15 protein-coding genes and 1 pseudogene are annotated in these 22,817 nt (G+C 55.7%); 11 read left to right on the top strand and 5 right to left on the bottom strand.

Annotated features, from left to right (window positions below):
- The first annotated feature begins 1 nt into the window (after position 1).
- Genes ACYVGS_RS10975 through ACYVGS_RS10960 form a run of 4 tightly spaced genes read left to right on the top strand, consistent with a single transcriptional unit; the run spans position 2 to position 6,942 of the window.
- On the top strand, positions 2 to 2,455 hold the full coding sequence (locus tag ACYVGS_RS10975; protein ID WP_460588717.1) for a glycogen/starch/alpha-glucan phosphorylase: 2,454 nt from the start codon (positions 2 to 4) through the stop codon (positions 2,453 to 2,455).
- Complete coding sequence (gene glgC / locus ACYVGS_RS10970; RefSeq protein ID WP_460588716.1) at positions 2,452 to 3,744, top strand: glucose-1-phosphate adenylyltransferase; 1,293 nt, start codon at positions 2,452 to 2,454, stop codon at positions 3,742 to 3,744. The genes ACYVGS_RS10975 and glgC overlap by 4 nt, the downstream gene beginning before the upstream one ends.
- 20 nt (positions 3,745 to 3,764) lie before the next feature.
- Entirely contained in the window at positions 3,765 to 5,402 is a 1,638-nt protein-coding gene (locus ACYVGS_RS10965; protein WP_460588715.1) for a phosphohexomutase domain-containing protein, read from the top strand.
- Positions 5,389 to 6,942 carry a glycogen synthase gene (locus ACYVGS_RS10960; RefSeq protein WP_460588714.1) on the top strand — a complete coding sequence of 518 codons (1,554 nt, stop codon included), beginning with the start codon at positions 5,389 to 5,391 and terminating at the stop codon, positions 6,940 to 6,942. Before ACYVGS_RS10965 ends, ACYVGS_RS10960 begins: the two co-directional genes overlap by 14 nt.
- Here ACYVGS_RS10960 and ACYVGS_RS10955 read toward each other — a convergent pair.
- Positions 6,939 to 10,058 (bottom strand): efflux RND transporter permease subunit, encoded by a 3,120-nt coding sequence (locus ACYVGS_RS10955; RefSeq protein WP_460588713.1) that lies wholly within the window; start codon positions 10,056 to 10,058, stop codon positions 6,939 to 6,941. The genes ACYVGS_RS10960 and ACYVGS_RS10955 overlap by 4 nt on opposite strands.
- The gene (locus ACYVGS_RS10950; protein ID WP_460588712.1) at positions 10,058 to 11,107 is read right to left on the bottom strand and encodes an efflux RND transporter periplasmic adaptor subunit; all 1,050 of its coding nucleotides are present in this window, start codon (positions 11,105 to 11,107) and stop codon (positions 10,058 to 10,060) included. The genes ACYVGS_RS10955 and ACYVGS_RS10950 overlap by 1 nt, the downstream gene beginning before the upstream one ends.
- 1,114 nt (positions 11,108 to 12,221) lie before the next feature.
- On the opposite strand from ACYVGS_RS10950, the gene ACYVGS_RS10945 reads away from it, so the two are divergent.
- From ACYVGS_RS10945 to ACYVGS_RS10930, 4 genes are all read left to right on the top strand, one after another.
- Positions 12,222 to 12,542: a helix-turn-helix domain-containing protein gene (locus tag ACYVGS_RS10945; protein ID WP_000122829.1), complete on the top strand. Its 321-nt coding sequence runs from the start codon at positions 12,222 to 12,224 to the stop codon at positions 12,540 to 12,542.
- Positions 12,535 to 13,749, top strand: coding sequence for a type II toxin-antitoxin system HipA family toxin (locus tag ACYVGS_RS10940; protein ID WP_460588711.1), 1,215 nt, complete (start codon positions 12,535 to 12,537; stop codon positions 13,747 to 13,749). The genes ACYVGS_RS10945 and ACYVGS_RS10940 overlap by 8 nt, the downstream gene beginning before the upstream one ends.
- A gap of 216 nt (positions 13,750 to 13,965) precedes the next feature.
- On the top strand, positions 13,966 to 14,160 hold the full coding sequence (locus tag ACYVGS_RS10935; RefSeq protein ID WP_000127614.1) for a helix-turn-helix transcriptional regulator: 195 nt from the start codon (positions 13,966 to 13,968) through the stop codon (positions 14,158 to 14,160).
- A gap of 518 nt (positions 14,161 to 14,678) precedes the next feature.
- Positions 14,679 to 14,888, top strand: coding sequence for a cold-shock protein (locus ACYVGS_RS10930; protein ID WP_055464828.1), 210 nt, complete (start codon positions 14,679 to 14,681; stop codon positions 14,886 to 14,888).
- 421 nt (positions 14,889 to 15,309) lie between these two features.
- Here ACYVGS_RS10930 and istB read toward each other — a convergent pair whose 3' ends face one another.
- Positions 15,310 to 16,065, bottom strand: coding sequence for an IS21-like element helper ATPase IstB (gene istB, locus ACYVGS_RS10925; RefSeq protein ID WP_061485839.1), 756 nt, complete (start codon positions 16,063 to 16,065; stop codon positions 15,310 to 15,312).
- 14 nt (positions 16,066 to 16,079) lie between these two features.
- Positions 16,080 to 17,627 (bottom strand): IS21 family transposase, encoded by a 1,548-nt coding sequence (gene istA / locus ACYVGS_RS10920; protein WP_460588710.1) that lies wholly within the window; start codon positions 17,625 to 17,627, stop codon positions 16,080 to 16,082.
- Between the two features lie 167 nt (positions 17,628 to 17,794).
- Here istA and rnr point away from each other — a divergent pair, with 167 nt between their 5' ends.
- The 3 genes from rnr (at position 17,795) to ACYVGS_RS10905 (ending at position 22,379) form a co-directional block, all read left to right on the top strand.
- Positions 17,795 to 19,933 carry a ribonuclease R family protein gene (rnr, locus tag ACYVGS_RS10915; protein WP_460588709.1) on the top strand — a complete coding sequence of 713 codons (2,139 nt, stop codon included), beginning with the start codon at positions 17,795 to 17,797 and terminating at the stop codon, positions 19,931 to 19,933.
- A gap of 56 nt (positions 19,934 to 19,989) precedes the next feature.
- Positions 19,990 to 21,126 carry an ISAs1 family transposase gene (locus ACYVGS_RS10910; protein WP_112403874.1) on the top strand — a complete coding sequence of 379 codons (1,137 nt, stop codon included), beginning with the start codon at positions 19,990 to 19,992 and terminating at the stop codon, positions 21,124 to 21,126.
- Positions 21,127 to 21,410: 284 nt separating this feature from the next.
- Positions 21,411 to 22,379 (top strand): AraC family transcriptional regulator, encoded by a 969-nt coding sequence (locus tag ACYVGS_RS10905; RefSeq protein WP_460588708.1) that lies wholly within the window; start codon positions 21,411 to 21,413, stop codon positions 22,377 to 22,379.
- A 46-nt stretch (positions 22,380 to 22,425) separates the two neighbouring features.
- Here ACYVGS_RS10905 and ACYVGS_RS10900 read toward each other — a convergent pair.
- Positions 22,426 to 22,543 (bottom strand): annotated as a pseudogene (locus tag ACYVGS_RS10900) (transposase); the annotation flags it as partial.
- Between the last annotated feature and the right edge of the window lie 274 nt (positions 22,544 to 22,817).

Here is a 22,817-nt window from a genome sequence, read left to right as displayed (position 1 = left end):
CATGAACCACCGTCTCGATCCGGACCTATCGCCGGCTACCCTGCCCGAGGATCTGCACCGTCACTACACCCTGACCCTGGGGCGAGATGACGAAGGGCAATCCCACTTCTACCTCTACCAGGCCCTGGCGCTGACGGTCCGCGACCGACTGGTGGCGCAGTGGCGGGCGACCCGGCAGCAATGCCAGCAGCGCGACTGCAAGAACATCTACTACCTGTCGATGGAATTCCTGATGGGGCGCAGCCTGAACAATGCCCTGCTCAATCTCGATCTGGAATCGCCGGTGCGCGAGGTGCTGGAGGACTGGGCCTGCGGTCTGGAGGAGGTGGAGGAAGAGGAGCTCGACGCGGGCCTCGGCAACGGTGGCCTGGGGCGCCTGGCAGCCTGTTTCCTGGACAGCTGCGCGACCCTGCAGTTGCCGGTGACCGGATACGGTATTCGCTACCAGTACGGCATGTTCCACCAGCGTCTGGAGAACGGCTACCAGGTGGAATTCCCCGACCGCTGGCTGCGCCATGGCAATCCCTGGGAGATTGAGGTGCCGGAGGCGACCCAGCGGGTTCCCTTCTTTGGCCGCGTCGACTATAGCCGCGACGAGCACGGCGAGCTGCGGGTGCGCTGGCTGGATACCCAGGATGTCCTGGCGCTGCCCTACGACGTGCCGGTGCCCGGCTACCGCAATGGCACCGTGAATACCCTGCGGCTGTGGAAGGCCGAGGCGACCGACGAGTTCGACCTTGAGGAATTCAACGCCGGCAGTTACACCGATGCCGTCGCGGCCAAGAACCGCGCCGAACAGATCACCATGGTGCTCTACCCCAACGATGCCAGCGAGGCCGGCAAGGAGCTGCGCCTGCGCCAGCAGTATTTCCTCGCCTCGGCGAGCCTGCAGGATGTACTGCAGCGCTGGGTCGAGGTCCACGGCGCAGACTTCTCGCGCTTCGCCGAGCTGAACGGATTCCAGCTCAACGATACCCACCCGACGGTGGCCGTCGCCGAATTGATGCGCCTGCTGATGGATGTCCACGGGCTGGGCTGGAACCAGGCCTGGTCGATCACCAGCAGCTGCATGGCCTACACCAACCATACGCTGCTGCCGGAGGCCCTGGAGCGCTGGCCCGTGCGCCTGTTTGCCGAGCTGCTGCCGCGCCTGCTGGATATCATCCGCGAGATCAATGCGCGTTTTCTGTCGCGGGTGGCCGACCGCTGGCCCGGGGATACCGGCCGCCTTCAGCGCATGTCGATCATCGAGGAGGGTGCCGATCCCCAGTTGCGGATGGCCTACCTGGGTATTGTCGGGTCGCACTCGGTGAACGGTGTGGCCGGGCTGCACACCCAGTTGTTGACCGCCGGCCTGTTTCGCGATTTCCATGAAATGACCCCGGAAAAATTCAACAACAAGACCAATGGCGTTACCCCCAGGCGCTGGCTGGCCCACTGCAATACCGGCCTCAGCGCGTTGCTGGATGAAACCGTAGGCAGCGGCTGGGTGACCGATATGGGGCGCCTGGAGGCCCTGCGTGACCTGGCCGCAGATGACGGTTTTCAAACGCGCTTTCAGGCGGTCAGGGGCGCCAGCAAGCGCCGCCTGTCGGAATTGGTGGCGCGTCGCTGCGGGGTGGCCTTCGATACCGACATGCTGTTCGATGTCCAGGTCAAGCGCATCCACGAGTACAAGCGCCAGCTGCTCAACGTGCTTCACGTGATTCATCGCTACGACCGCATCCAGCGCGGCGATACCGAGGGCATGCAGCCCCGCTGTGTGCTGTTTGCCGGCAAGGCGGCGCCCGGCTACGCGATGGCCAAGCTGATCATCAAGCTGATCAACAACGTGGCCCAGGTGATCAATCGCGACCCCCGGATGCGCGAGTGGCTGCGGGTGGCCTTCCTGCCCGACTACAGTGTCTCGGCCATGGAGTTGATCGCGCCGGGCACTGACCTGTCCGAGCAGATTTCCACCGCCGGCAAGGAGGCCTCCGGCACCGGCAACATGAAATTCATGATGAATGGTGCGGTGACCATCGGCACACTGGACGGGGCCAATATCGAGATTCGCGAGGCGGTGGGAGAGGACAATTTTTTCCTCTTCGGCCTGACCGCCGACCAGGTGATTTCGACTCGCGAAGAGTATCAACCGGGGCAGATCGTGAGTGGCGACGAGGACCTGGCGCGGGTGCTGCAGCTGCTGGAGAGCGAGCATTTTTCGCTGCTGGAAAGCGGCCTCTTTGACACGCTGCTGGCCGCACTCCTGTCGCCTTCCGACCCCTGGATGACGGTGGCGGATTTCCGCAGTTATGTCGAAGCACAGAAGCGCGTGGATGCACTCTGGGCCGAGCCAGACGCCTGGACGCAGCGCGCCATTCACAATGTCGCTGCCAGTGGCCGCTTTTCCAGCGACCGTACGATTGCCGAGTACCGCGATGACATCTGGTTTCCGGGAGGGATACAACCGTGAATGAAGAGACCCCGAGCAATGCGGTGGCGCACGGCGGCCCCCGCTATGTCAGCCGCCTGACCCGCAATACCCTGGCCCTGGTGCTGGCCGGCGGGCGCGGTTCACGCCTCTACGAACTGACCAACTGGCGCGCCAAGCCGGCTCTCTACTTCGGCGGGCAATACCGGATTATCGACTTCCCGCTGTCCAACTGCGTCAACTCGGGCATTCGCCGCATCGGCGTATTGACGCAGTACAAGGCGCACTCCCTGGTGCGCCACCTGGTGCGGGGCTGGACCCATTTCAAGAAGGAGCTGGGGGAGTTCGTGGAAATCCTGCCGGCCTCACAGCGCTTTTCCGAGGACTGGTACCAGGGCACCGCCGACGCCATCTTCCAGAACCTCGACATCATCCGCTCGGAGATGCCCGATTACGTGCTGATCCTCGCCGGTGATCACATCTACAAGATGGACTACGGCCCGATGCTGGTCAGCCATGTGGAGTCGGGTGCCGACATGACGGTCTGCTGTCTGGAGGTGCCGGTGGAGGAGGCGGCGGGCAGCTATGGGGTGATGCAGGTCGATGAGAATCACCGCGTGCTGGGCTTTCAGGAGAAGCCGGAACAGCCGGCGGAGATTCCCGGGAACCCCGGGCAGGCGCTGGCTTCGATGGGCAACTACATTTTCAATACCGACTTTCTCTTTGAGTGCCTGATCGAGGACGCCTCGCGACCGGACTCGTCCCACGACTTCGGACACGATATCATTCCCGCCCTGGTCGACAGCCACCATGTCCACGCCTATCCCTTTCGCGATGCCGGGGGCGGCCGCGGCTACTGGCGCGACGTGGGTACCCTGGACTCCTTCTGGAAGGCCAACATGGAGCTGGTGGCCACGTCGCCGCCGCTGAATCTCTACGAGCGCGACTGGCCCCTGTGGACCTACCAGGAGCAGTTGCCGCCCGCCAAGTTCGTGTTCAACGACGAGGATCGCCGGGGCATGGCGGTGGATTCGATGGTCTCCAGCGGCTGCATCGTTTCCGGCAGCCGGGTTGTCCGTTCGGTGCTGTTTTCCGGGGTGCGGATCAACTCCTGGTCGGAGGTGTCCCACTCGGTGATCCTGCGGGACGTGGAGGTGGGGCGGCGTGTCAAGGTGCGCAACTGCATTGTCGATCGCGGCTGTGTGATTCCCGAGGGCACGGTGATCGGTTTCGACGCCAATCAGGATCGCGAAAACGGTTTCCGGGTCACCGAGTCGGGCCTGGTCCTGGTCACCCGGGGGATGCTCGGCCAGCCCGAGGGTTACATGTAAACATGGATACAGAGGTAAGAATGTCCCCAGTCAGGGTTGCCACCCGTCCCTTTCCCGGCCAGAAGCCCGGCACCTCGGGCCTGCGCAAGCCGGTCGCGGTATTCCGCGAGCCCGGATACCTGGAAAATTTTGTGCAGGCCATTTTCAATGCCACCGGTGGTGGCGAGGGCCGCAGTCTGGTGTTGGGGGGCGATGGCCGTTTTTTTAACCGCGAGGCGGTGCAGCGCATCCTGCGCATGGCTGCCGCCAATGGCGTGCGGCGGGTGATCCTGGGCCGCGGGGGGCTGCTCTCAACCCCCGCCGCGTCCTGCCTGATACGCAAGTACGCCACCGACGGCGGTATCATTCTCTCCGCCAGCCACAACCCCGGCGGTCCGGAGGGTGACTTCGGCATCAAGTTCAATGGGGACAACGGGGGGCCGGCCACGGAGTCGGTGACCGGGCGCATCTACACCGCCACCCAGGAGATCGATCACTACCTCACCCTGGACACCGCGCAGACCGTGGATATCGATTGCGAGGGCCCGCAGCATCTGGGCGGCATGCATATCGAGGTGGTGGACCCGGTGGCGGATTACGCCGACCTGCTGGCCACACAATTCGACTTTGCCGCGATTGGCAAGCTGCTGGCCAATCCGCGTTTTCACATGTGCTTTGATGCCATGCACGCGGTGACGGGGCCCTACGCCCGGGAGATCCTGGAGCAGCGCCTCGGCGCGGCGGTGGGCACGGTGATCAATGCCACCCCCCTGGAAGACTTTGGCGGGCACCACCCGGATCCCAACCTGGCCCACGCGGCGGAGCTGGTGGCGCGCATGAACGGGGACGCGCCCCTGGCCTTTGGCGCCGCCTCCGACGGCGATGGCGACCGCAACATGGTGCTCGCCAGCGGCCTGTTCATCAATCCCTGCGATTCCCTGGCGATCATGGCGGCCAACGCCCACCGCATTCCCGCCTTTGCCGGCGGGTTGCCTGGCGTGGCGCGCTCCATGCCCACCAGCCGTGCGGTGGATAGGGTCGCCGCGGCCCTGGACATTCCCTGCTACGAGACACCGACCGGCTGGAAATTCTTCGGCAATCTGCTGGATGCCGGCCGCATCCGCCTCTGCGGCGAGGAGAGCTTCGGCACTGGCGCCGACCATGTGCGCGAGAAGGACGGTCTGTGGGCGGTGCTGTTCTGGCTCAACCTGATTGCCGAGCTGCAGCGTCCGGCCCGTTCGATCCTGCGCGAGCACTGGCTGCGTTTTGGTCGCGACTACTTCACCCGGCACGACTACGAAGGGGTGGACAGCGGGGCTGCCGATGCCCTGGTGGAGGACCTGCGCGCACGCTTGCCGGCGCTGCCGGGACAGGTCTTTGGGGGACTGACGGTGGCCAGTGCCGACGAGTTTGCCTATACCGATCCGGTCACCGGCGAGACCAGTGTCGGGCAGGGCCTGCGGGTGCAATTCAGCAATGGCGGCAGGGCAGTCTTGCGCCTGTCGGGGACCGGCACCGCCGGCGCCACCCTGCGTGTCTACCTGGACAGCTACCAGCGCGATCCGGCCCTGCTGGACATGCAGCCGCAGAAGGCCCTCGCGCCGCTGATCACAGCCGTCGAAGCGCTGGTGGACATCCGCGGACGTCTGCAGCGCGAAGGCCCCGATGTCGTCACCTGAGGCGCGCCTGCATATCCTCATGGTGGCGGCGGAAAACGCCGCGCTGCCCGGGGGTAAGGTGGGTGGCATGGGCGATGTGCTGCGCGACCTGCCCCGGGCACTGGCGGACCGCGGTTACCGGGTGACGGTGCTTACGCCGGCCCACGCGCCCTTTCTGGCCCTGCCGGGCGCCTCCTCCGGTAGCGTGTTCGAGGCGCCCTTCGCCGGTAGCCCGCAGCGTTGCCGAGTGTGGCAGCTGCCCGCGCCGCGAGCCCACGCGGGTGTCAGTTATCTCGGGCTCGAGTATCCGGGCCTGGCGAGCTGCGGCGAGGGCCGGATTTACTGCGACGACGGTGCCCAGCGCCCCTTCGCCTCCGATGCCACACGCTATGCGCGCTTCTGCAGCGCTGTCGCCCAGGCGCTCACCGCGGGCCTGCTGCCCTGGCCGGATGTGGTGCACCTGCACGACTGGCACACCGCGGGGTTGGCTGTGCTGGCACGCGGCTACCCCCGTTTCGCGCCCCTGCAGGCACTGCGCTGGGTCTATACGATCCACAATCTCGCGCTGCAGGGCATCCGCCCCCTGCGCGGGGACGCCTCGTCCCTCGAGGCCTGGTTCCCCGGGCTTTACTTCGACCCGGCCTGGATTGGCGACCCGCGCTATGCCGACTGTTACAACCCCATGCGCGCCGGCATCACCCTGTGTCAGCGCGTGCACGCGGTATCGCCGCATTACGCCCGCGAGATCCTCGGGGAGGCCGGAGAGGGTCTGGCCGGGGACCTGCGCCTCGCCGAGGCACAGGGGCGCCTGGTGGGCATTCTCAACGGTTGTGAATACCCCGCCCCGGAAATGCCGGGCCGCGGCTTTCCCTGGCTGGCGGCGCTGTTGTCGGAGCAGGTTGAGCGCTGGTTGCGTGAACAGCCCGGGCAGGGGGTCCACCAGCTGGCGCGGCGGCGTCTCGCCGCCCTGCGGGCCAGCGGGAGTGAGCCGCCGGGAACCCTGCTGACTTCGGTGGGGCGCCTGACCGACCAGAAGGTGCGCCTGCTGCAACAGGCGATGCCCGACGGTCGCAGCTGCCTGGCCCACGTTCTCGACTGCCTGGGGCCGGGCGACCGTCTGTTGGTGCTGGGCAGCGGTGACCCGGCCAAGGAGCAGTTTTTCCACGCGGTGGCGGAGGCGGATGAGCGCCTGCTGTTTCTCTGCGGCTACTCGGAGACGCTGGCCGACCCCATCTATGCCAGCGGTGATCTGTTCCTGATGCCGAGCTCCTTCGAGCCCTGTGGTATCAGCCAGATGCTGGCCATGCGTGCGGGCCAGCCCTGCCTGGTGCATGCGGTGGGCGGACTGGTGGACACCGTGACGGACGGGGTCAATGGATTTCGTTTCAGCGGGGACAGCGACCCGGCGCGCGCCGCGGCCCTGCTCGAGCGGCTGGAAACCGCCCTGCGCCTGCGCCGCCAACAGCCACGTCGCTGGCGGGCGCTGGTCGAGGCGGCGCGGGCCACGCGCTTTCCCTGGTCGGACGCCGCCCGCGCCTGCGAGCTGCGCCTGTACCGTTAGAGACGCGCGTCCGCGGGCTCTCCCGCACGCTGCTCGCGGCTGTCGCCCGCGTCCGTTTCTTCCGCGGACGGCAGCCGACGCGCGGCAAGCCAGCGGTAGGCCGCGGGGACCACATAGAGGGAGAGCAGCGAGCCCAGCAGCATGCCGCCGATCACTGCCAGGCCCAGGGGCACCCGGCTCTGTGAGCCGGCGCCCAGGGCCAGGGCGATGGGCAGCGTGCCCAGGACCGTGGACAGGGTGGTCATCAGGATCGGCCGGAAGCGCGCGGCGGCGGCGTCTTCAACGGCCTCCGCGATGCTCAGCCCGGCGGCGCGTCGCTGGTTGGCGAACTCCACGATCAGGATACCGTTCTTGGTGACCAGGCCAATCAGCATGATCAGGCCAATCTGGGAAAAGATGTTCAGCGTCTGGCCGAAATACCACAGGGCGAGCAGGCCGCCGGTAATCGCCATGGGCACTGTCAGCATGATGGCCAGGGGGTCGCGGAAACTCTCGAACTGGGCCGCCAGCACCAGGTAGATCAGCAGCAGCGCGAGGACGAAGACAAAGACCAGACTGCTGCCGGTCTCCGCGAACTCCCGGGACTGCCCGGCGAGCTCGCTGGTGTAGGTTTCGTCCAGTACCTCTGTGGCGATGTCACGCATGGCCTGGATGCCATCGCCCAGGGCGTAGCCTTCCGCCAGGTTGGCGGAGAAGGTGGCGGCGGTAAAGCGGTTGAAGCGGTAGAGCACCTGGGCCGTGCTCTGCTCCCGCAACGTGACCAGGTTATCGAGGGGGATCAGCGCGCCGTTGCTGGCGCGCACGGTCAGGCGGGACAGGTCGGCGGGCGCGTTGCGCGCATTGCGCTGGAGCTGCGCGATAATCTCGTACTGCTCGCCCTCGCGCAGGAAATAGCCAAAGCGCTGGCCGCTGAGGGAGGCTTGCACTACATCGGCGATATCCCGCGTGGAAACGCCCAGGGCCTCCGCGCGATTGCGATCGATATCCACCACCAGCTCGGGCTGATTGAATACCAGGTCGACGTCGACGAAGCTGAAGGCGGGGTGGGCCCGGGCCCGCTCCAGGAATTCGGGAATCACCTCGCGCACCCGCTCGATATCGGTGTGTTGCACCACGAACTGGACCGGCAGCCCGCGCGAGCCGACATTGATGGTATCCAGCTGGCGCACGAAGGCCTGCAGTTCGGGGAAACCTGCCAGTGCCTGCCCCAGCCTGACGGCGAGCTCTGCCTGACTTGCTTCGCGCTGGTCCGCGGGCGTCAATACCACCCGGGAGAAGCCGGTGTTGGTGGTGGTCGAGGCGCCAAACCCGGGGGAGGTCACCGTCAGCAGGGCCTCGGCGCTGTCGCCCAGGGTGTCGCGCATGAGCCGGTCGAGATCCAGCATGGCCTCGTTCATGTAGTCAAAGCCCGCTCCCTCGGGGCCCTTGGCGGAGACAATCAACATGCCCCGGTCTTCCAGGGGGGCCAGCTCCTCGGGCAGGGTGCGGAAGATGCCGAGCATGATGCCCAGGCAGCCCAGCAGGACCAGGGGAGCCAGGTAGCGGCGCTGCAGGAAGCCCTGCAGGCTGCTGCGATAGCGCTGCGCCAGCCCGTCAAAGAAGGGTTCGGTCGCCCGGTAGAGCGCGGGGTGCTGCGCGCGGTTCTTGAGCAGGCGGGAGCACAGCATCGGCGCCAGGGTGAGGGCCACGAAGGTGGAGATCAGGACCGCCGCGGCGAGGGTGACGCCAAACTCCCGGAACAGCATGCCGGTCAGGCCACCGAGGAAAATCAGCGGTGCGAAGACCGCGGTCAGGGCGAGGCTGGTGGCGATCACTGCGAAGAAAATTTCCCGGACCCCGTCGGCGGCGGCCGTGCGGGGGGGCTCCCCTTTTTCCACCCGCTTGTAGATGTTCTCCACCACCACAATGGCATCGTCGACCACCAGGCCGATACCCAGTACCAACCCCAGCAGCGTCAGCACATTGACCGAGAAGCCCGAGAGGTAGAGTACGAAAAACGTGCCCACCAGCGAGATGGGAATGGTGATGATGGGGATCAGGGTGGTGCGCCACTCCCGCAGGAAGGCGAAGATGGTGAGGCAAACCAGCACCAGGGCCAGGGCCAGTGTCTGGATGACCTCCTCGATACTGGCGCGGATAAAGCGGGTGGTGTCAAAGCCGATGGCGACATCGACGTCCATCGGCAGGTCGCGTTTGAGTAGCGCCAGGCGCCGGTAGAACTCGTCGGCAATGGCGATCTCGTTGGCACCGCTCTGGGGGCGGATCACGACACCGACCTGGGTCACCCGGTCCCGCCGCAGTACCGTGCGCTCATTGAGCGGACCCAGCTCGGCGCGGCCGATATCGCGGAAGCGCACCACGCGGTCACCGTCGCGCCGGATGATGCGGTCCATGAACTGCTGCGGGTCGTCGTCCAGGCGCCCGAGGGTGCGGATATTGACGTCGATACTGTCGCCCTCGATGCGGCCGGTGGGCAATTCCACGTTGGCGGCGGCGAAAGCCTCGCGGACGTCGATCGCGGTGAGTCCGTGGGCGGCCATGGCGTCCGGGTCCAGCCACAGGCGCATGGCGTATTCCTTATAACCCCAGAGATCCACCTGGCCAACCCCGGTGATGGTCTCGAAACGGGTCTTGAACAGGTTGTCCGCCAGGGCGCTCAACTCCAGCAGGTTGCGCTGGCTGCTGCGCACGCCGAGAAAGATGATCGGGTCGCCGTCGGCGTCCGCCTTGTATACCGTGGGGGCCTCGGCGTCATTCGGCAGGCGGCGCACCGCGGAGCCCACGCGATCGCGGATGTCATTGGCGGCGCGATCGAGATCGTCCCCCAGATCGAACTCCACCGTGACCGTGCTGCGCCCCTCGCGGCTGATGGAGGTCATGGTGCGAATCCCGGAGACCGTGTTCAGTTCCTCCTCCAGGCGCTCGGTGATCTGGCTCTCCACCACGGCGGGGTTGGCCCCGGGATAGCTGGTCTGAACGGCGACAATCGGCCGCTGGGCCAGGGGGAACTCACGCACCGGCAGTTCGGATAGCCCGATGACCCCGAAGACCACGATCACGATGGACATCACAATGGCCAGCACCGGCCGCTGGATGCTCAGTTCATGCAGGCGCATCAGCTGAGGGTCCCGCGGGGCTGTACCTCGACCGGCTGGCCTTCGCGAACATTCTGGATGCCGGAGGTGATCACTTCCGCACCGGCCTCGAGGCCGCGCAGTATCTCGATACTGTTGCGGGTGCGCTGCCCGGTTTCCACTTCGTGGCGCACGGCCTTGCCATCTTCCACGGTGAACACCGAGACGGCATCCAGGCTCTGCAGAACCGCGATGCTCGGCACCACCAGGGCATCTTCCTGCCGGTTGACCATCTCGACGCGGGCGTAGTTGCCGGGCATCAGATGACGCTCGCGATTATCCACATCGGCGCGGACAATCAGGGTGCGTGTGCTCACCTCGACCTGGGGATCAACGGCGCGGACCACCGCCGCAAATTCGCGCTCCTGCCCTGCAACGCCAAGGGCGAGGCGCATGCCGGGGGTGATCCGTGCCCCGTAGCGTTCCGGCACGCTGAAGTCGACCTGCAGGCGGTCCAGGGAGTGCAGAGTGGTAATCGGGGTGTTGGCCTCGATCAGCTCGCCCAGGCTGACCTGGCGCAGGCCGAGCGTGCCGTCGAAGGGTGCGCGGACCCGGCTCTTGTCCAGGCGCGCCTGCAGGCGCGCGGCCTCGGCGCGCAGCACATCCCGCTGGCTGACGGCATCGTCGCGTTCATTGGCCGTCACCGAACCGCTGGTGAACAGGTTCTGCAAGCGTTCCGCATTGGTGGTGGCGAAATCCAGTTGTTCACTGATGGAACGCAGCTCTGCCTGCAGCTCGTCGTCCTCGATTTCCAGCAGGAGGTCCCCAGCGGCCACATCCTGGCCGTCACGGAAGTGAATGGCCGCGACTTTCCCGGTCAATTCGGAGTGAAGGGTGAGGGACTGTTCGGCCCGCAGGGTGCCATTGAACACCAGGCGGCTCTCGAAGGCCTGTGGTTCGAGGCGCTGGGTGCGTACAGCGGGCGCGCTGCGTTGCGCGCTTTCGGCGCCCGTCTGTGGCGGCAACAGGCGAGGCAGCAGTAGCGCTCCGAGTACGGAAAGCGCGCCAGCCGTTAACAGCAGTTTCTTCATGTTGGCCTTGTCTTGGGTGCGTCGTCGCCGGCTGCAGGCGACAGGAGGCAGTGGTTTCCCGCGATTATACGCAAGAGACCGCAAACTGGAGCATGGACCGCACGGTGTGCGAACAGTTCCGCGGTGAGAGCTGCGCCGCGATTGTGTCGGCGCAGTCGATGGGGGAAAATGCGCGCTGAATTCCGGCACTGTCCGCGGCGACCGCCCTGGCGGCGGCGCGGGCAGCCACCATCCTCCAGGCAAAGAAACCCGACTCATGTCACAGACCGCACTTGCACAGGCGGTGGCCGCGCGCCGCACCTTCGCCATCATCTCCCACCCTGATGCCGCCCAGCCTTTCAACGCTTAAAATCACCTTACATTGCACACCACAATCACATCTCTACGTACTGAATTTAAAGGCTTTTTGTCTTTTTCTCGTTTATTTGCTTTTCAATGATGTTCAAGCGTAACCTCGGAAAGTGTGTACAAACTTGAGTACAAATTCCGTTTTAGAGGCCTTTGGCGAAAATTCCATGACACAAACATGGCTGTAGGCCATGTGGTTACTGGGTTTGACGTAAAAAGTACTACCGTTAAAAAGAGTCTCTTTTTTTGGTAAATGTTTTCTTCTGTACCAAATTACAAAATTTAATGAGGGAGTTTATTGTTGGTATAATTTTTGCTTTAGTGTTTGTTTTTGAAGATGTTTGAAGCGAACCAATACGGTTATTTCTAATTGAGATATCAGACTTACCTTCAAATTTAGTTGCTGTTTACACCATCATTTTGCACTTGTTTTTCGACTTGTGTGTACAAAATTTCCTGTAACTGTGTACAAACTTCCTCTTTGTTGCACTTATCTTCTGGCGATTTGACGCGAGTTCTTCTGTAGCCCTTGCTGTATAAGGGCTGAGCGACAAAAGTACTTAGGGAGTTTGATGCGTCAGTTCGTGATTATCAGCGAGAGTATCGCTCTTTTGTCGATGACAAAAATCTCCTTCTACTTATATGTAATTATATATCAGGTCATGGCTTTTGATATGTAATGGCTAATCGAATTTGTGTTATTTGAGTTGATGTGATATGTTTTTGTATATAATTATTCTTAAGTGATGCATTAAGGCGTATCGAAATGAGCTATGTAACAGAGCAGATACTAGAAAGTCTTCGAGAAGCTCGGGTACGAAAGGGGTTTAGCCAGAGAGAGTTAAGTGCTCGTTCGGGTGTGCCTCAAAGCCATATTTCGAAAATCGAGTCTGGCAGTGTTGATTTAAGAATATCCAGTTTGATTGCACTTGCCCGTGTACTAGACCTAGAGCTATTGGTTGCGCCTAAAAAGTCTGTACCTGCCATCAAGTCGATCATTCGAAGTGGCCAAGGTATTAACGGCATCAGCGATGAGGGTGAGCCAATGTCGCCCGCGTATCAGTTAGAGGAAGACGACGATGACTAACCATGTCTCTACGCTCAACGTGTTGCTCTATGGTGAACCGATCGCAACGATCACCAACGTGGGTAATGACAGAACACTTTTTGCCTTTATGGATTCGTACATTAATGACGAATCGCGGCCTGTGTTAGGGCTTGGCTTTAAAGATTCGCTCGGTGGCCTGCTGACTAGCTTCAAACCTACCCAAACTAAGTTAACCCCGTTTTTCTCCAACCTTTTACCAGAAGAAACCATGCGTAATTACCTGGCTGAGCGTGCTGGTGTGAACCCAGCACGGGAGTTTTTTCTATTGTGGGTGCTAGGGCAGGATTTAGCTGGCGCGATCACGGTTGAACCGGCGGATGGTGAAGCGCTGCCACCTAATGTGCATCAAGGCATTGACGATGAAACGAAAATTGAAGCGCCGATGCGCTTCTCATTGGCGGGAGTGCAATTGAAGTTTTCAGCTGTGCAGCAGGCAAATGGCGGTTTGACGATCCCAGCAACCGGTCAAGGTGGCTCTTGGATTGTAAAATTACCGTCGTCTCGATTTGAAGCTGTGCCAGAAAATGAATATTCAATGATGGAACTGGCTCGAATGTTGGGAATGGATGTGCCAGAGACTCAGCTACTCCCTATTAATCGGATTACTAATATCCCAAATGGCATTGGCAAATTTGGAGATAGCGCTTTTGTGATAAAGCGTTTTGACCGTGCAGATGGTCAAGCTGTTCACATTGAGGACTTTGCGCAAGTGTTTGGCGTTTATCCTCAAGATAAATACAAAAAAGCCAGTATGCGAAATATTGCTCAGGTTATCGGTATTGAAGGTAAAGACGAAGACATTGCAGAATTTACTCGCCGATTGGTGTTCAACACGCTAATTGGCAATGCCGATATGCATTTGAAGAATTGGTCTGTGATTTACAAAGATAAGCGCACTGCGTCTATTGCACCTGCTTATGACTTTGTTTCAACCATTCCTTATATCCCCGATGATAGTGCATCGCTGAAGGTGAGCCGTAGCAAGAAATTCACCGATTTCACGCTGGATGAGCTATCACACTTAGCGGCTAAAGCCATGTTGCCAGAAAAATTGGTGTTAGATACTGCAAAGCAAACTGTAGCAGGCTTCCATGAGGTATGGGCGAAAGAAAAAGCGCATTTACCCCTTACTAAGTCAGTCATTGAAGCCATTGAAATGCACTTACGAAGCATACCGCTACGCTGAATACCTAGTAGCTAGAGCGTGCATATCGATAAAGATGGTTTAACTTAATGCGATTTTACGGCGCTTTTCGCCGTAAACTGGAAATTTGGTAAACTGCACAATGATACTGGTGTCATGATAAGGCTGATCTTCTGAACAAATCATGCATCTTTCTGACCATCAACCAGTGATGGATCAGGCGATGATAGCTTTACATTGATTTTCAGGAGAATGCAGATGACAGCAGTCGCACACCAAGTAACCCCTTTTCTCACGTCTTACGAAGTGATGGCTCGTTACCACATTAGCTATACGACGCTCTGGCGAAGAATAAAAGATGGCAGCTTGCCGCAACCTCGTATCAACCGAAATACACGAAACAAGCTTTGGCACATTGAAGATTTGGAGGAGTATGAGAAGAAAGAGGACTGAGCCTCTTTCTTTTATTTTATTGTCCGAAACGCCAGTTGAATGGAAAGCCTGTCGGCTCAATGATGGTTTCTAGTTGTTGATACCAAATGTCGTAAGCATGACGCATTTCATTTAGGTATTGATATTAGTTGTAGATAGCATCCAACCCTTTTTTGCTGTGGCCAATCATCAACTCGGCAACTTCTTGTGTCGTAATGGCCGACATTCGCGTTCGCATCGTTCTGCGAAGATCAGGCATAGACCAATGTTCCATCTCAACACCAAGCGACCTACGAGCCCAGATTTTCACATTGTTAGGACCACTAATGATTTGAAATTAAAAAAGCAAATTATAACTTGCAGTTGTGGGTATTTAAGCGTATCGTATGCATACGGCTTGAGAGAAAGCCAAATTTATATGTTAATATCTCGTTGCATTATTTCATAATTCCCCGCGTTATCCTCAATTAAATTTTCGTTTTCTTCCTGCTTTATCTCCTGAATTTCAGGTCAATATTTTTATATCTAGGATATCTATTATGTCTAATACAACAACAGGTTTAGTTAAATGGTTCAATGAATCGAAAGGGTTTGGTTTTATTGAGCAAAAGTCAGGTCCTGACGTTTTTGCACACTTTAGCGCGATAGTTAGCGATGGTTTTAAAACCTTAGCCGAAGGCCAAAGCGTTCAGTTTACCGTGACGCAAGGAGCTAAAGGTCCACAAGCTGAAAATATAGTTTGCATCTAATTGAATTTTACTAATTCAATTACGTACTAAATTCGTATTGCTACTCGCTTCCCCCTCAGGTTAAGCGAGTTATTTCCCTCATTAATTTTTTGAGTGCAACAGCTACTCAAACTACCCATACCCACTGCCTAAATCGCAATTTGTTTCAAACAACTAGTCAGCATTTTAATTTATTAAATAAATAGCGATGGGCATTTATAAGAGAAAATCATTATTTTAAATCCCACAATAAACGTATCTGCCACTCATCATTATGAAAATCCCATTCCTGCTCGAGAGTATATTATTAGCCTTTTGGTTAATGTCAAAAAACACCTCGATCGAGAACAAATCGCTCAAGCTGCGTATTCTGCTGAACGTGAACACGGATTCTGGTGCATCGTGAACACCTAAGATTTCCCGCATTGGGCGAAGCCCATTTTTACGCTAAGTGTTCACCATCAGTCAACTCTGAGCGTGTTTTCCGCATTGATTCTCCCTTTAGTTTTATCCGGTGCGCGTTGTGCATCAGGCGGTCGAGTATGGCATCAGCAAGCGTGTTATCACCGATGGATTGATACCATTGGTCAGTGGGTAGCTGACTGATGATAATGGTTGAGCTGTGGTTGTTTCTGTCGTCCATGATTTCCATCAGGTCGTTGCGCTGGGCAGCCTTTAATGGCTCAAGGCCCCAGTCATCCAGGATGAGGATGTCTATTTTGGCAAGTTGTTGCAGCATTTTGCTGTAAGTACCATCGGCTTTTGCCTGGCTCAATTCGAGCATCAGTCTGGATAGCCGGTAATACCTGACGCTGTAGCCTTTCATGCAGGCAGTGTGAGCCATGGCGCAGGCCAGATACGTTTTACCGCAACCACACGGCCCGGTGAGCAGTAAGTTCTGGTGCTTATGTACCCATTCACATTGCAACAGGCTGGCCATGTGCGCCTGTTTTAAACCGCGCGGATGGGTGTAATCAATGTCCCTGGCGGTAGCATGTAGTTTGAGTTTTGCAGCCTTTAGCAGGCGCTGTTGTTTTCGCTGGCCGCGTTCGAGATGCTCAGCATCGACCAGTAATTGCAGTCGCTCTTCGAAGCTTAAGTTGTCGTAGTTATTCGGCTGTGTCTGTTGCATGGTCAGTGCATCGGCCATGCCGGTGAGTTTTAGCTGTCTGAGCAGCATTAAGGTGGTGTTAGTCATTGTCTATTCCTGAGTTAGTGGAAGCTCTGTGGGCCGCGGATATTCTCATGAGCCTGTGGCAGATGGTTTGGCGACTCGTCCTGATTGTGTTGATACAGCTTGTCCTGATTCGAGGTCAGGATGGCTTTCACTTGTTTAAGCCGGTACAGATGCTGATGATTGGCGATAGCACAGGCTTTATTGAGTCGCTGTGGCGGATATTGGCGTGAGAGGTTGAGCAGGCCTAAACAGACGCGGTATGCCTGCTCCTGATGTGATTTGCTGGCCAGTTGGTGTTTTACCCAGACAAGTACCTCATCCCCGATATCCTTGGCCCAGTTTATGAGTCTGCCTGGCGTCCAGCTTTGATGTTTCTGATGGCGGGTAGGCATATGCCCCGGAACGGTACTCATACCATGACGATATTGCCTGGCATGACTGGCGACGACTTTATTGTGGAAGTACAACGTGATTAAGGCGCTGCTGGCATGCACATCTATTCGCTCCCCAACCAGATGATGAGGCACGGAGTACAGGTGCGTATCATACTGGATATGGTAATCGATATTGACCTTGACCGTTTTGATGTCGGTATACTGATAAGCCAGTTTGGGTAACGGTGCGAGTGCAGGTTTATCAATGCTGTCGAACCATGACTGCCGGCTGCCGTTGAGCTGCTTGAAGGGACGGTTATTCACGTCTTTGAGGAGCGCAGCGATACACGTATTCAGCTCTGCCAGTGAGAAGAAGGTGTAATGGCGTAACCGGGCTAATATCCAGCGTTCAATCACTTGCACACCGACTTCGGCTTTGGCTTTATCCTTCGGTTTATAGGGCCTCGCCGGAACAATTGCACAGCCATAGTGAGCCGCTAACTGCTGATAGGCCGGTGTGACATCCGGGTCATAGCGGCAAGCTTTACTCACCCCACTTTTTAGATTATCCGGTATCACCAACTGCGGCACACCGCCGAAGAAGCTAAACGCTCTGGTGTGGCTACCCAGCCAGTCCGGCAGACTCTGCGTCCAGGTACCTTCCGCGAAGGTGTGATTAGATGCGCCCATCACCGCAACAAACACCTGAGCCTGGCGAACTTCACCGGTACTGGCACTGATTATCGGTACGGTTTGCCCTGCATAATCCACAAAAAGCTTTTCACCGGCCTTGTGCACCTGCCGCATTGAGCGGCGCTGTAACTTCTGCCAGACCTGATAATGGTGGCAATATTGCGGGTAACTGTAACAACGGTTGGGATATTGTTCTGTGTACTCTTCCCACAACAGGTGCTTGGTGACGCCTTTATGGGTAAGCTCCTGATGCACATCCCGCCAGTCCGGCATCTCAAACTGCCTGGACTGGCGTGTATCCGCTTCTGGATAGAAGCGACTTGCCAGTTGTACATCATCAAGCTGGTTAACGTCAGGCCAGCTCAGGTTCATCTCATTCGCTTTGCTAAGCACCTTGGAAACGGCACCAACACTCACTCGTAAACTACGGTGGATTTGCCGGATACTGAGATCTGCCTGTAATTTCAGGCGAAGAATTTCTCGAAGTTGTCGCATTAATAATCTCTTGGTTGGCATCCCTGTTTCCTAAAGCAAAAGGCAACAGGTTAGCAGTCAAAAATATCAATGCGGGAAATCTATTCTGGTTCGTGAACAGTGATTCTGGCGTCAGGGCAAAACTGTTCACCATCAGACCAGAATAGGTGTTCACGATGCGCCAGAGTTAGTGTTCACCATCGTCCAGAATGGGTGTTCATGATCGGCCAGAATATGCACAAGCTTTAAATCTTAAAAAAGTCACAGAAAAAGAATCGCTTAGGCGCCGATTGCGCGCTATGGAACGCGATGGACAGCTCTTGTTCAAAGCCACCAGTGGCTATCAAGTTGTCGATCAAAGCAACCTGGTAACAGGTACAATAAGTATTCACGCAGATGGTTTTGGCTTTGTTAAATACAACTCGGATGAGAAGGACCTTTTCTTACCTAAGAGTCAATTAAAGCACGTATTTGATGGCGATACAGTGAAAGTATTGCTATCGCCAGCCTCATTAAAAAAATCTTGTCACAAACTGATAAATGTTGTCGCACGTAATACGACTCACGTGGCTGGTATTCTGAAAAAGAGTGGTAATCAGATAATGCTGTTAGCTGACAGTACTAAAATATGTCATCCACTATCGGTTGATAAAAGTCGTTTGGCTGGAGCTAAGATTGGCCAATATGTTAATTGTGAAATTCTCCATTATCCCACCCGTCGACAACTAGCACTTGTTGGTGTAACAGAAGTTCTTGGTGAGCCTAATAGCTCAGGTCTTGAAACAAAACTGGCGTTGCTTCGTCATGGAGCCTGCCATACTTGGAGTGCAGACGTGGTTGCTCAAGCAGCATCACTTGGCCAGCAAGTTGGTGAAGATGATAAAAAGGAGCGAATCGACTATCGCCATTTACCTTTTATGACGATCGACGGCGAAGATGCCAAAGATTTTGATGATGCGGTTTATTGTGAACGTACTCAACTTGGAGACTGGCGTCTATTAGTTGCAATTGCCGATGTGTCACATTATGTAAAACCAGAGGATATACTTGATGTTGAGGCGCAAACTCGGGCAACGTCTATCTATTGTCCTGGTTTGGTGGTTCCTATGTTACCTGAATCTCTGTCAAATGGGCTTTGCTCACTGAATCCAAATCAAGACAGGTTAGTATTAGTGTGTGATATGACAATAAATTCAAAGGGAAAAATGACGCAAGCCGTGTTTACTGAAGGTGTCATTCATTCTCATGCTCGTCTCACCTATGAACAAGCTAATAGGGTGATCACGGGCAGAAAATCGCAAATAAAAAATGCAAAAAATATTATTCCACACATTAAGAATTTACACTCACTCTATAACGTATTGAATAAGGTCCGTAAAAGCCGTGACGCGATTGAGTTTGAAACAATCGAACGTAAACTAAATTTAAACAAAAAAGGTAAAATTGAATCTATTACCGCCATTGACAGAAATGATGCACATCGCATGATTGAAGAATTTATGTTGTCTGCAAATGTAGCAACAGCCAGTTTTTTGGAAAAGCATAAAGTAAATAGTTTGTTTAGAGTTCATGCAGGACCGCAATCTAAAAAGCTATCGTCACTGAAATCACTTTTGTCTGAAAAAGGGTTAATGTTAGGTGGTGGCGATAACCCTACGACTAAAGACTATAATGCACTGTTAAGTCAAATTAAGCATCGTTCTGATAGTGATGTGATTCGATTACTGTTGCTCCGCTCACAGAGTCAAGCAGAGTATTCAATTGAGAATAAGGGACACTTTGGCTTGGCCTATGATGCCTATGCTCATTTCACGTCTCCTATTCGTCGATACCCTGACTTGATAACGCATAGAGCGATTCGAGCAAAGATTCAAAGTAAAGAAAATAGCACGCTGAATAGAATACTCGGCTTTTTAAGCCTCGAAAAATTTAAGCCGACTCCAATCGATAAACAAGTTTATCCATATTCCTTTAGCGAATTGGAACAGCTCAGCCTTCATTGCTCATTACAATCGCGGCAAGCTGATGAAATTAGTCGGGAAGTTGAGGCCTCGCTTAAATGCCAGTATATGAAAAAATATATTGGACAGACATTTGAGGCCAGCGTATCCGGGGTAGCCAGCTTTGGTGTTTTTGTAGAGTTAAAAGACAGCGGTGTTGAGGGGGTGATCTCGTCTGAAACACTAGGGGAATTTGAGTTTGATGCCGATAGACAGCTGCTAGCAAGCAAAAATACGAAGTTTACGCTCGGTAAAAAAATCCGTGTAGTTTTAGAAAAAATAAACACTAGAGACAGGAAAATGAGTTTTACGCTGGCTCAATATCACGGCAAGATCATTATAAATTGAACTTTTAGCCTAAGTGACGATCAGATCGAGGTCTAATCACTTACTTGGTCACTTTGATGAGCCCGACTTTCCTGAAACATTTTGCCCCCATTTCTGATCCGCGTATTGAACGCTGTAAAAAACATAACTTACTCGACATCTTGTTACTGGCGATAAGTGCGGTAATGTCAGGCAGTGAAGGCTGGGAAGACATTGAGCAGTTTGGTCATATCAAGCTTGACTGGCTACGCAAATACCGGCCCTTTGAAGCAGGGATCCCACGTCACGATACCATTGCACGGGTGATTTGCCGATTAAAACCCGCTGAAATCGAGAAAGCCTTTCAAGCGTGGATATCCTCGCTTATTGAAGAAACAGGGTGTGGTGTGATTGCGATTGACGGTAAAACCGCCCGTCGTTCGTTTTCCACCAAAGAGAGAAACAACGCGCTGCATGCGGTCAGCGCCTGGAGTTGTCAGCATCAACTCGTGCTCGGGCAAGTGGCCGTCGATAACAAAACCAATGAAATCACTGCCATTCCTGAATTGCTGAGCATGTTGGAAATAGAAAACAGTATTATTACCTTGGATGCCATGGGATGTCAGCGTGAAATAGCCTTGCAAATTGTGAAGCAAAAAGCCGATTACATTTTGGCACTTAAAGGCAATCACTCAGGTATGCAGGCAGAGCTGGCGGCGTGGTGGCATAAAAGTGTGCGGGAGGGCTTATCAGACGAGGTGTACTCGACGCATACAGAAATCAATGCAGGCCATGGGCGCATTGAAACCAGAACCTGTCAGCAACTACTCATCCAGAAAAACTGGCTAACTAAACAGTATCAATGGAGCGGCCTAAAAAGCGTTATTCAAGTGACATCAAAAATACATGAAAAATCGACAAACACTGATAGCGTTGAAACACGCTGGTACGTGAGCTCTCTGGGTTTAAATGCAGAGCAAGCTTTAAATTGTGTACGCAGCCATTGGCAAGTCGAGAGTATGCATTGGGTGTTGGATATGACGTTCAGAGAAGACGAGTCAAGGATCCGTAAAGGACACGGCGCACTGGTCTTCAATGTCATGCGAAAAATAGCCATGGCCTTATTTAAACAAGATGAAACAAAAACAGCGAGTATGAAAGCCAAAAGGAAAATGGCTGCGCTGGATGATGATTACCGCTCAACCCTTTTAGAATCTGGGATTAAAATGCGCTAGCCGTGCCGGGGCCAGGCCGCTGTGGGGTGTAAGTATAGAACTCGGTTCGGGATTGTTGTAGAATGAAAGTGCGCGTGAGCCGAAAGCACTGACTGGGTGTGCGATGCTCTTATATCCTCCCAAAGCCCGCTATAGCAGGCTTTGGGAGGGCAAGGATTCAGTGATAAATTAATATTGACATTGACCTAAATTGAGGTTTGGTGTTTTGGTTTTCGCAGCATCGGGTCACGATTCGATCGTGCAAATCGCCAACCAATAATAATTACAATGAAGGATTAATGGTAATGCTAAGTGAAAAAAGCCAAATTTTAAGCAGATGCTGCCTTAGCGATGCTGTCAGTTATTCCAACGAGCATGCAGGCTCCCATCGTGTTGTCCAAAACCGCATTAAAAATCTAAAGGTTAATCTGAAACACGTCGAGATTGGCGGCTTGGGTCTGTTCCAAATGTGCTATGGTGACAGAGCGGCAGTCTCGTCGTCGCCGCATGAACGCGAAGGTCTTTACCATGTGCACTTCGTGCTTAAAGGGCTCTGTTCATTGAGAGCGGGTGGTGAAGAGCATACATTAGCCCCCGGCGAATTATTGTTACTAAACCCTGACAGCACTTTAGACCTTACCTACTCAGACAACTACGAGAAGCTTGTCGTCAAAATTCCCGCTCGTTTAATTCACTCGGTTTGCAGCGAAAATAGGTGGAGTTACTCGGACTCGAGGGCGCGCCTCGCCCCGATTTATCGTCACGCAAAGCAGGATGGCTTAATTAGTTTGCTTAGCTTGGTATGTCAGGAAGCGGAAAATGACGAGTCTCATCTTCAGGTGGGGGAACGCTATGCCAAGCTTTTAATAAGTAAGTTGCTCGCCATACCTGGCGGTAATATTAGCCGCGAGCCGATGAGTTGTGTGGGCGATTCGTTCCAACGTCTGGAAGAGTTCATCTCGAACAATATCAAGCAAATTAGCTGTCTGGAGCAATTGGTCGAGCTGGCAGGTATGAGTGCTCCCTCTTTAAATGAGCTATTTAAGAAGCATGCTGGTACGACACCCATGCGATTCATACGCCAGCGCAAATTGGAAGCCGTTTATACTCACTTGAGTAACCCGGACGCTGCAGCGAGAAGTGTCACCGAAGTGGCTATTGACTACGGATTCCTACATCTTGGACGCTTTGCCGATAGCTATAAGTACACTTTCGGGGAGCTGCCATCAGAGACTCTGCGCCGTATGCGTGCAGAAGCCAACCTCATCGACTAACCTGATTACGCATAAGGCTCAGCGATCTTCAGGAACCGGTACGGCGTTCTTCATTGGTTTGCACTGCGGCGACAAACGGGAGCTTGTGCGCCGCGCCCGCGCTTTCCCGACCGTTCACCGCCCAGATAGGCGTCATCCATCTCAATGCGTCCAGGAAGCTTTTCTCACTGGTTGCGCTTCTTTGAGCCGGTCTTCCCGGCTGTCCATCTGGAACTCAAAAACAAGACGATGCCCTGATTCAGTCCGCCAGGCTACGAGAATAATCGGTATGCCTGTCTAAAGGATGCGCTGACCCGCCTGCCAATGCAGAAGGCCAACATCATCGACGAGTTATTGTCCCAAAACTGGACGCCCGCTACCCCTGACAAAGAGTGATGACCGGGCGTGTACCTTAAAAAACGGATGGCGATTTAAAGAAATCGGATATCCCCGTGCCGG

This window comes from Haliea atlantica (assembly GCF_054779855.1).
Note: the sequence above shows the minus strand (reverse complement) of the source record. Positions and strands in the feature narration are given on the sequence as shown.

Coding starts and splice junctions, on each gene's coding strand:
- ACYVGS_RS10940 (WP_460588711.1), top strand. CDS start 12,535: ATGACTAACCATGTCTCTACGCTCAACGTGTTGCTCTATGGTGAACCG.
- istB (WP_061485839.1), bottom strand. CDS start 16,065: ATGACTAACACCACCTTAATGCTGCTCAGACAGCTAAAACTCACCGGC.
- ACYVGS_RS10945 (WP_000122829.1), top strand. CDS start 12,222: ATGAGCTATGTAACAGAGCAGATACTAGAAAGTCTTCGAGAAGCTCGG.
- ACYVGS_RS10955 (WP_460588713.1), bottom strand. CDS start 10,058: ATGCGCCTGCATGAACTGAGCATCCAGCGGCCGGTGCTGGCCATTGTG.
- ACYVGS_RS10950 (WP_460588712.1), bottom strand. CDS start 11,107: ATGAAGAAACTGCTGTTAACGGCTGGCGCGCTTTCCGTACTCGGAGCG.
- ACYVGS_RS10930 (WP_055464828.1), top strand. CDS start 14,679: ATGTCTAATACAACAACAGGTTTAGTTAAATGGTTCAATGAATCGAAA.
- ACYVGS_RS10975 (WP_460588717.1), top strand. CDS start 2: ATGAACCACCGTCTCGATCCGGACCTATCGCCGGCTACCCTGCCCGAG.
- rnr (WP_460588709.1), top strand. CDS start 17,795: ATGGGTGTTCATGATCGGCCAGAATATGCACAAGCTTTAAATCTTAAA.
- ACYVGS_RS10905 (WP_460588708.1), top strand. CDS start 21,411: ATGCTAAGTGAAAAAAGCCAAATTTTAAGCAGATGCTGCCTTAGCGAT.
- ACYVGS_RS10960 (WP_460588714.1), top strand. CDS start 5,389: ATGTCGTCACCTGAGGCGCGCCTGCATATCCTCATGGTGGCGGCGGAA.
- istA (WP_460588710.1), bottom strand. CDS start 17,627: ATGCCAACCAAGAGATTATTAATGCGACAACTTCGAGAAATTCTTCGC.
- ACYVGS_RS10965 (WP_460588715.1), top strand. CDS start 3,765: ATGTCCCCAGTCAGGGTTGCCACCCGTCCCTTTCCCGGCCAGAAGCCC.
- ACYVGS_RS10935 (WP_000127614.1), top strand. CDS start 13,966: ATGACAGCAGTCGCACACCAAGTAACCCCTTTTCTCACGTCTTACGAA.
- ACYVGS_RS10910 (WP_112403874.1), top strand. CDS start 19,990: ATGAGCCCGACTTTCCTGAAACATTTTGCCCCCATTTCTGATCCGCGT.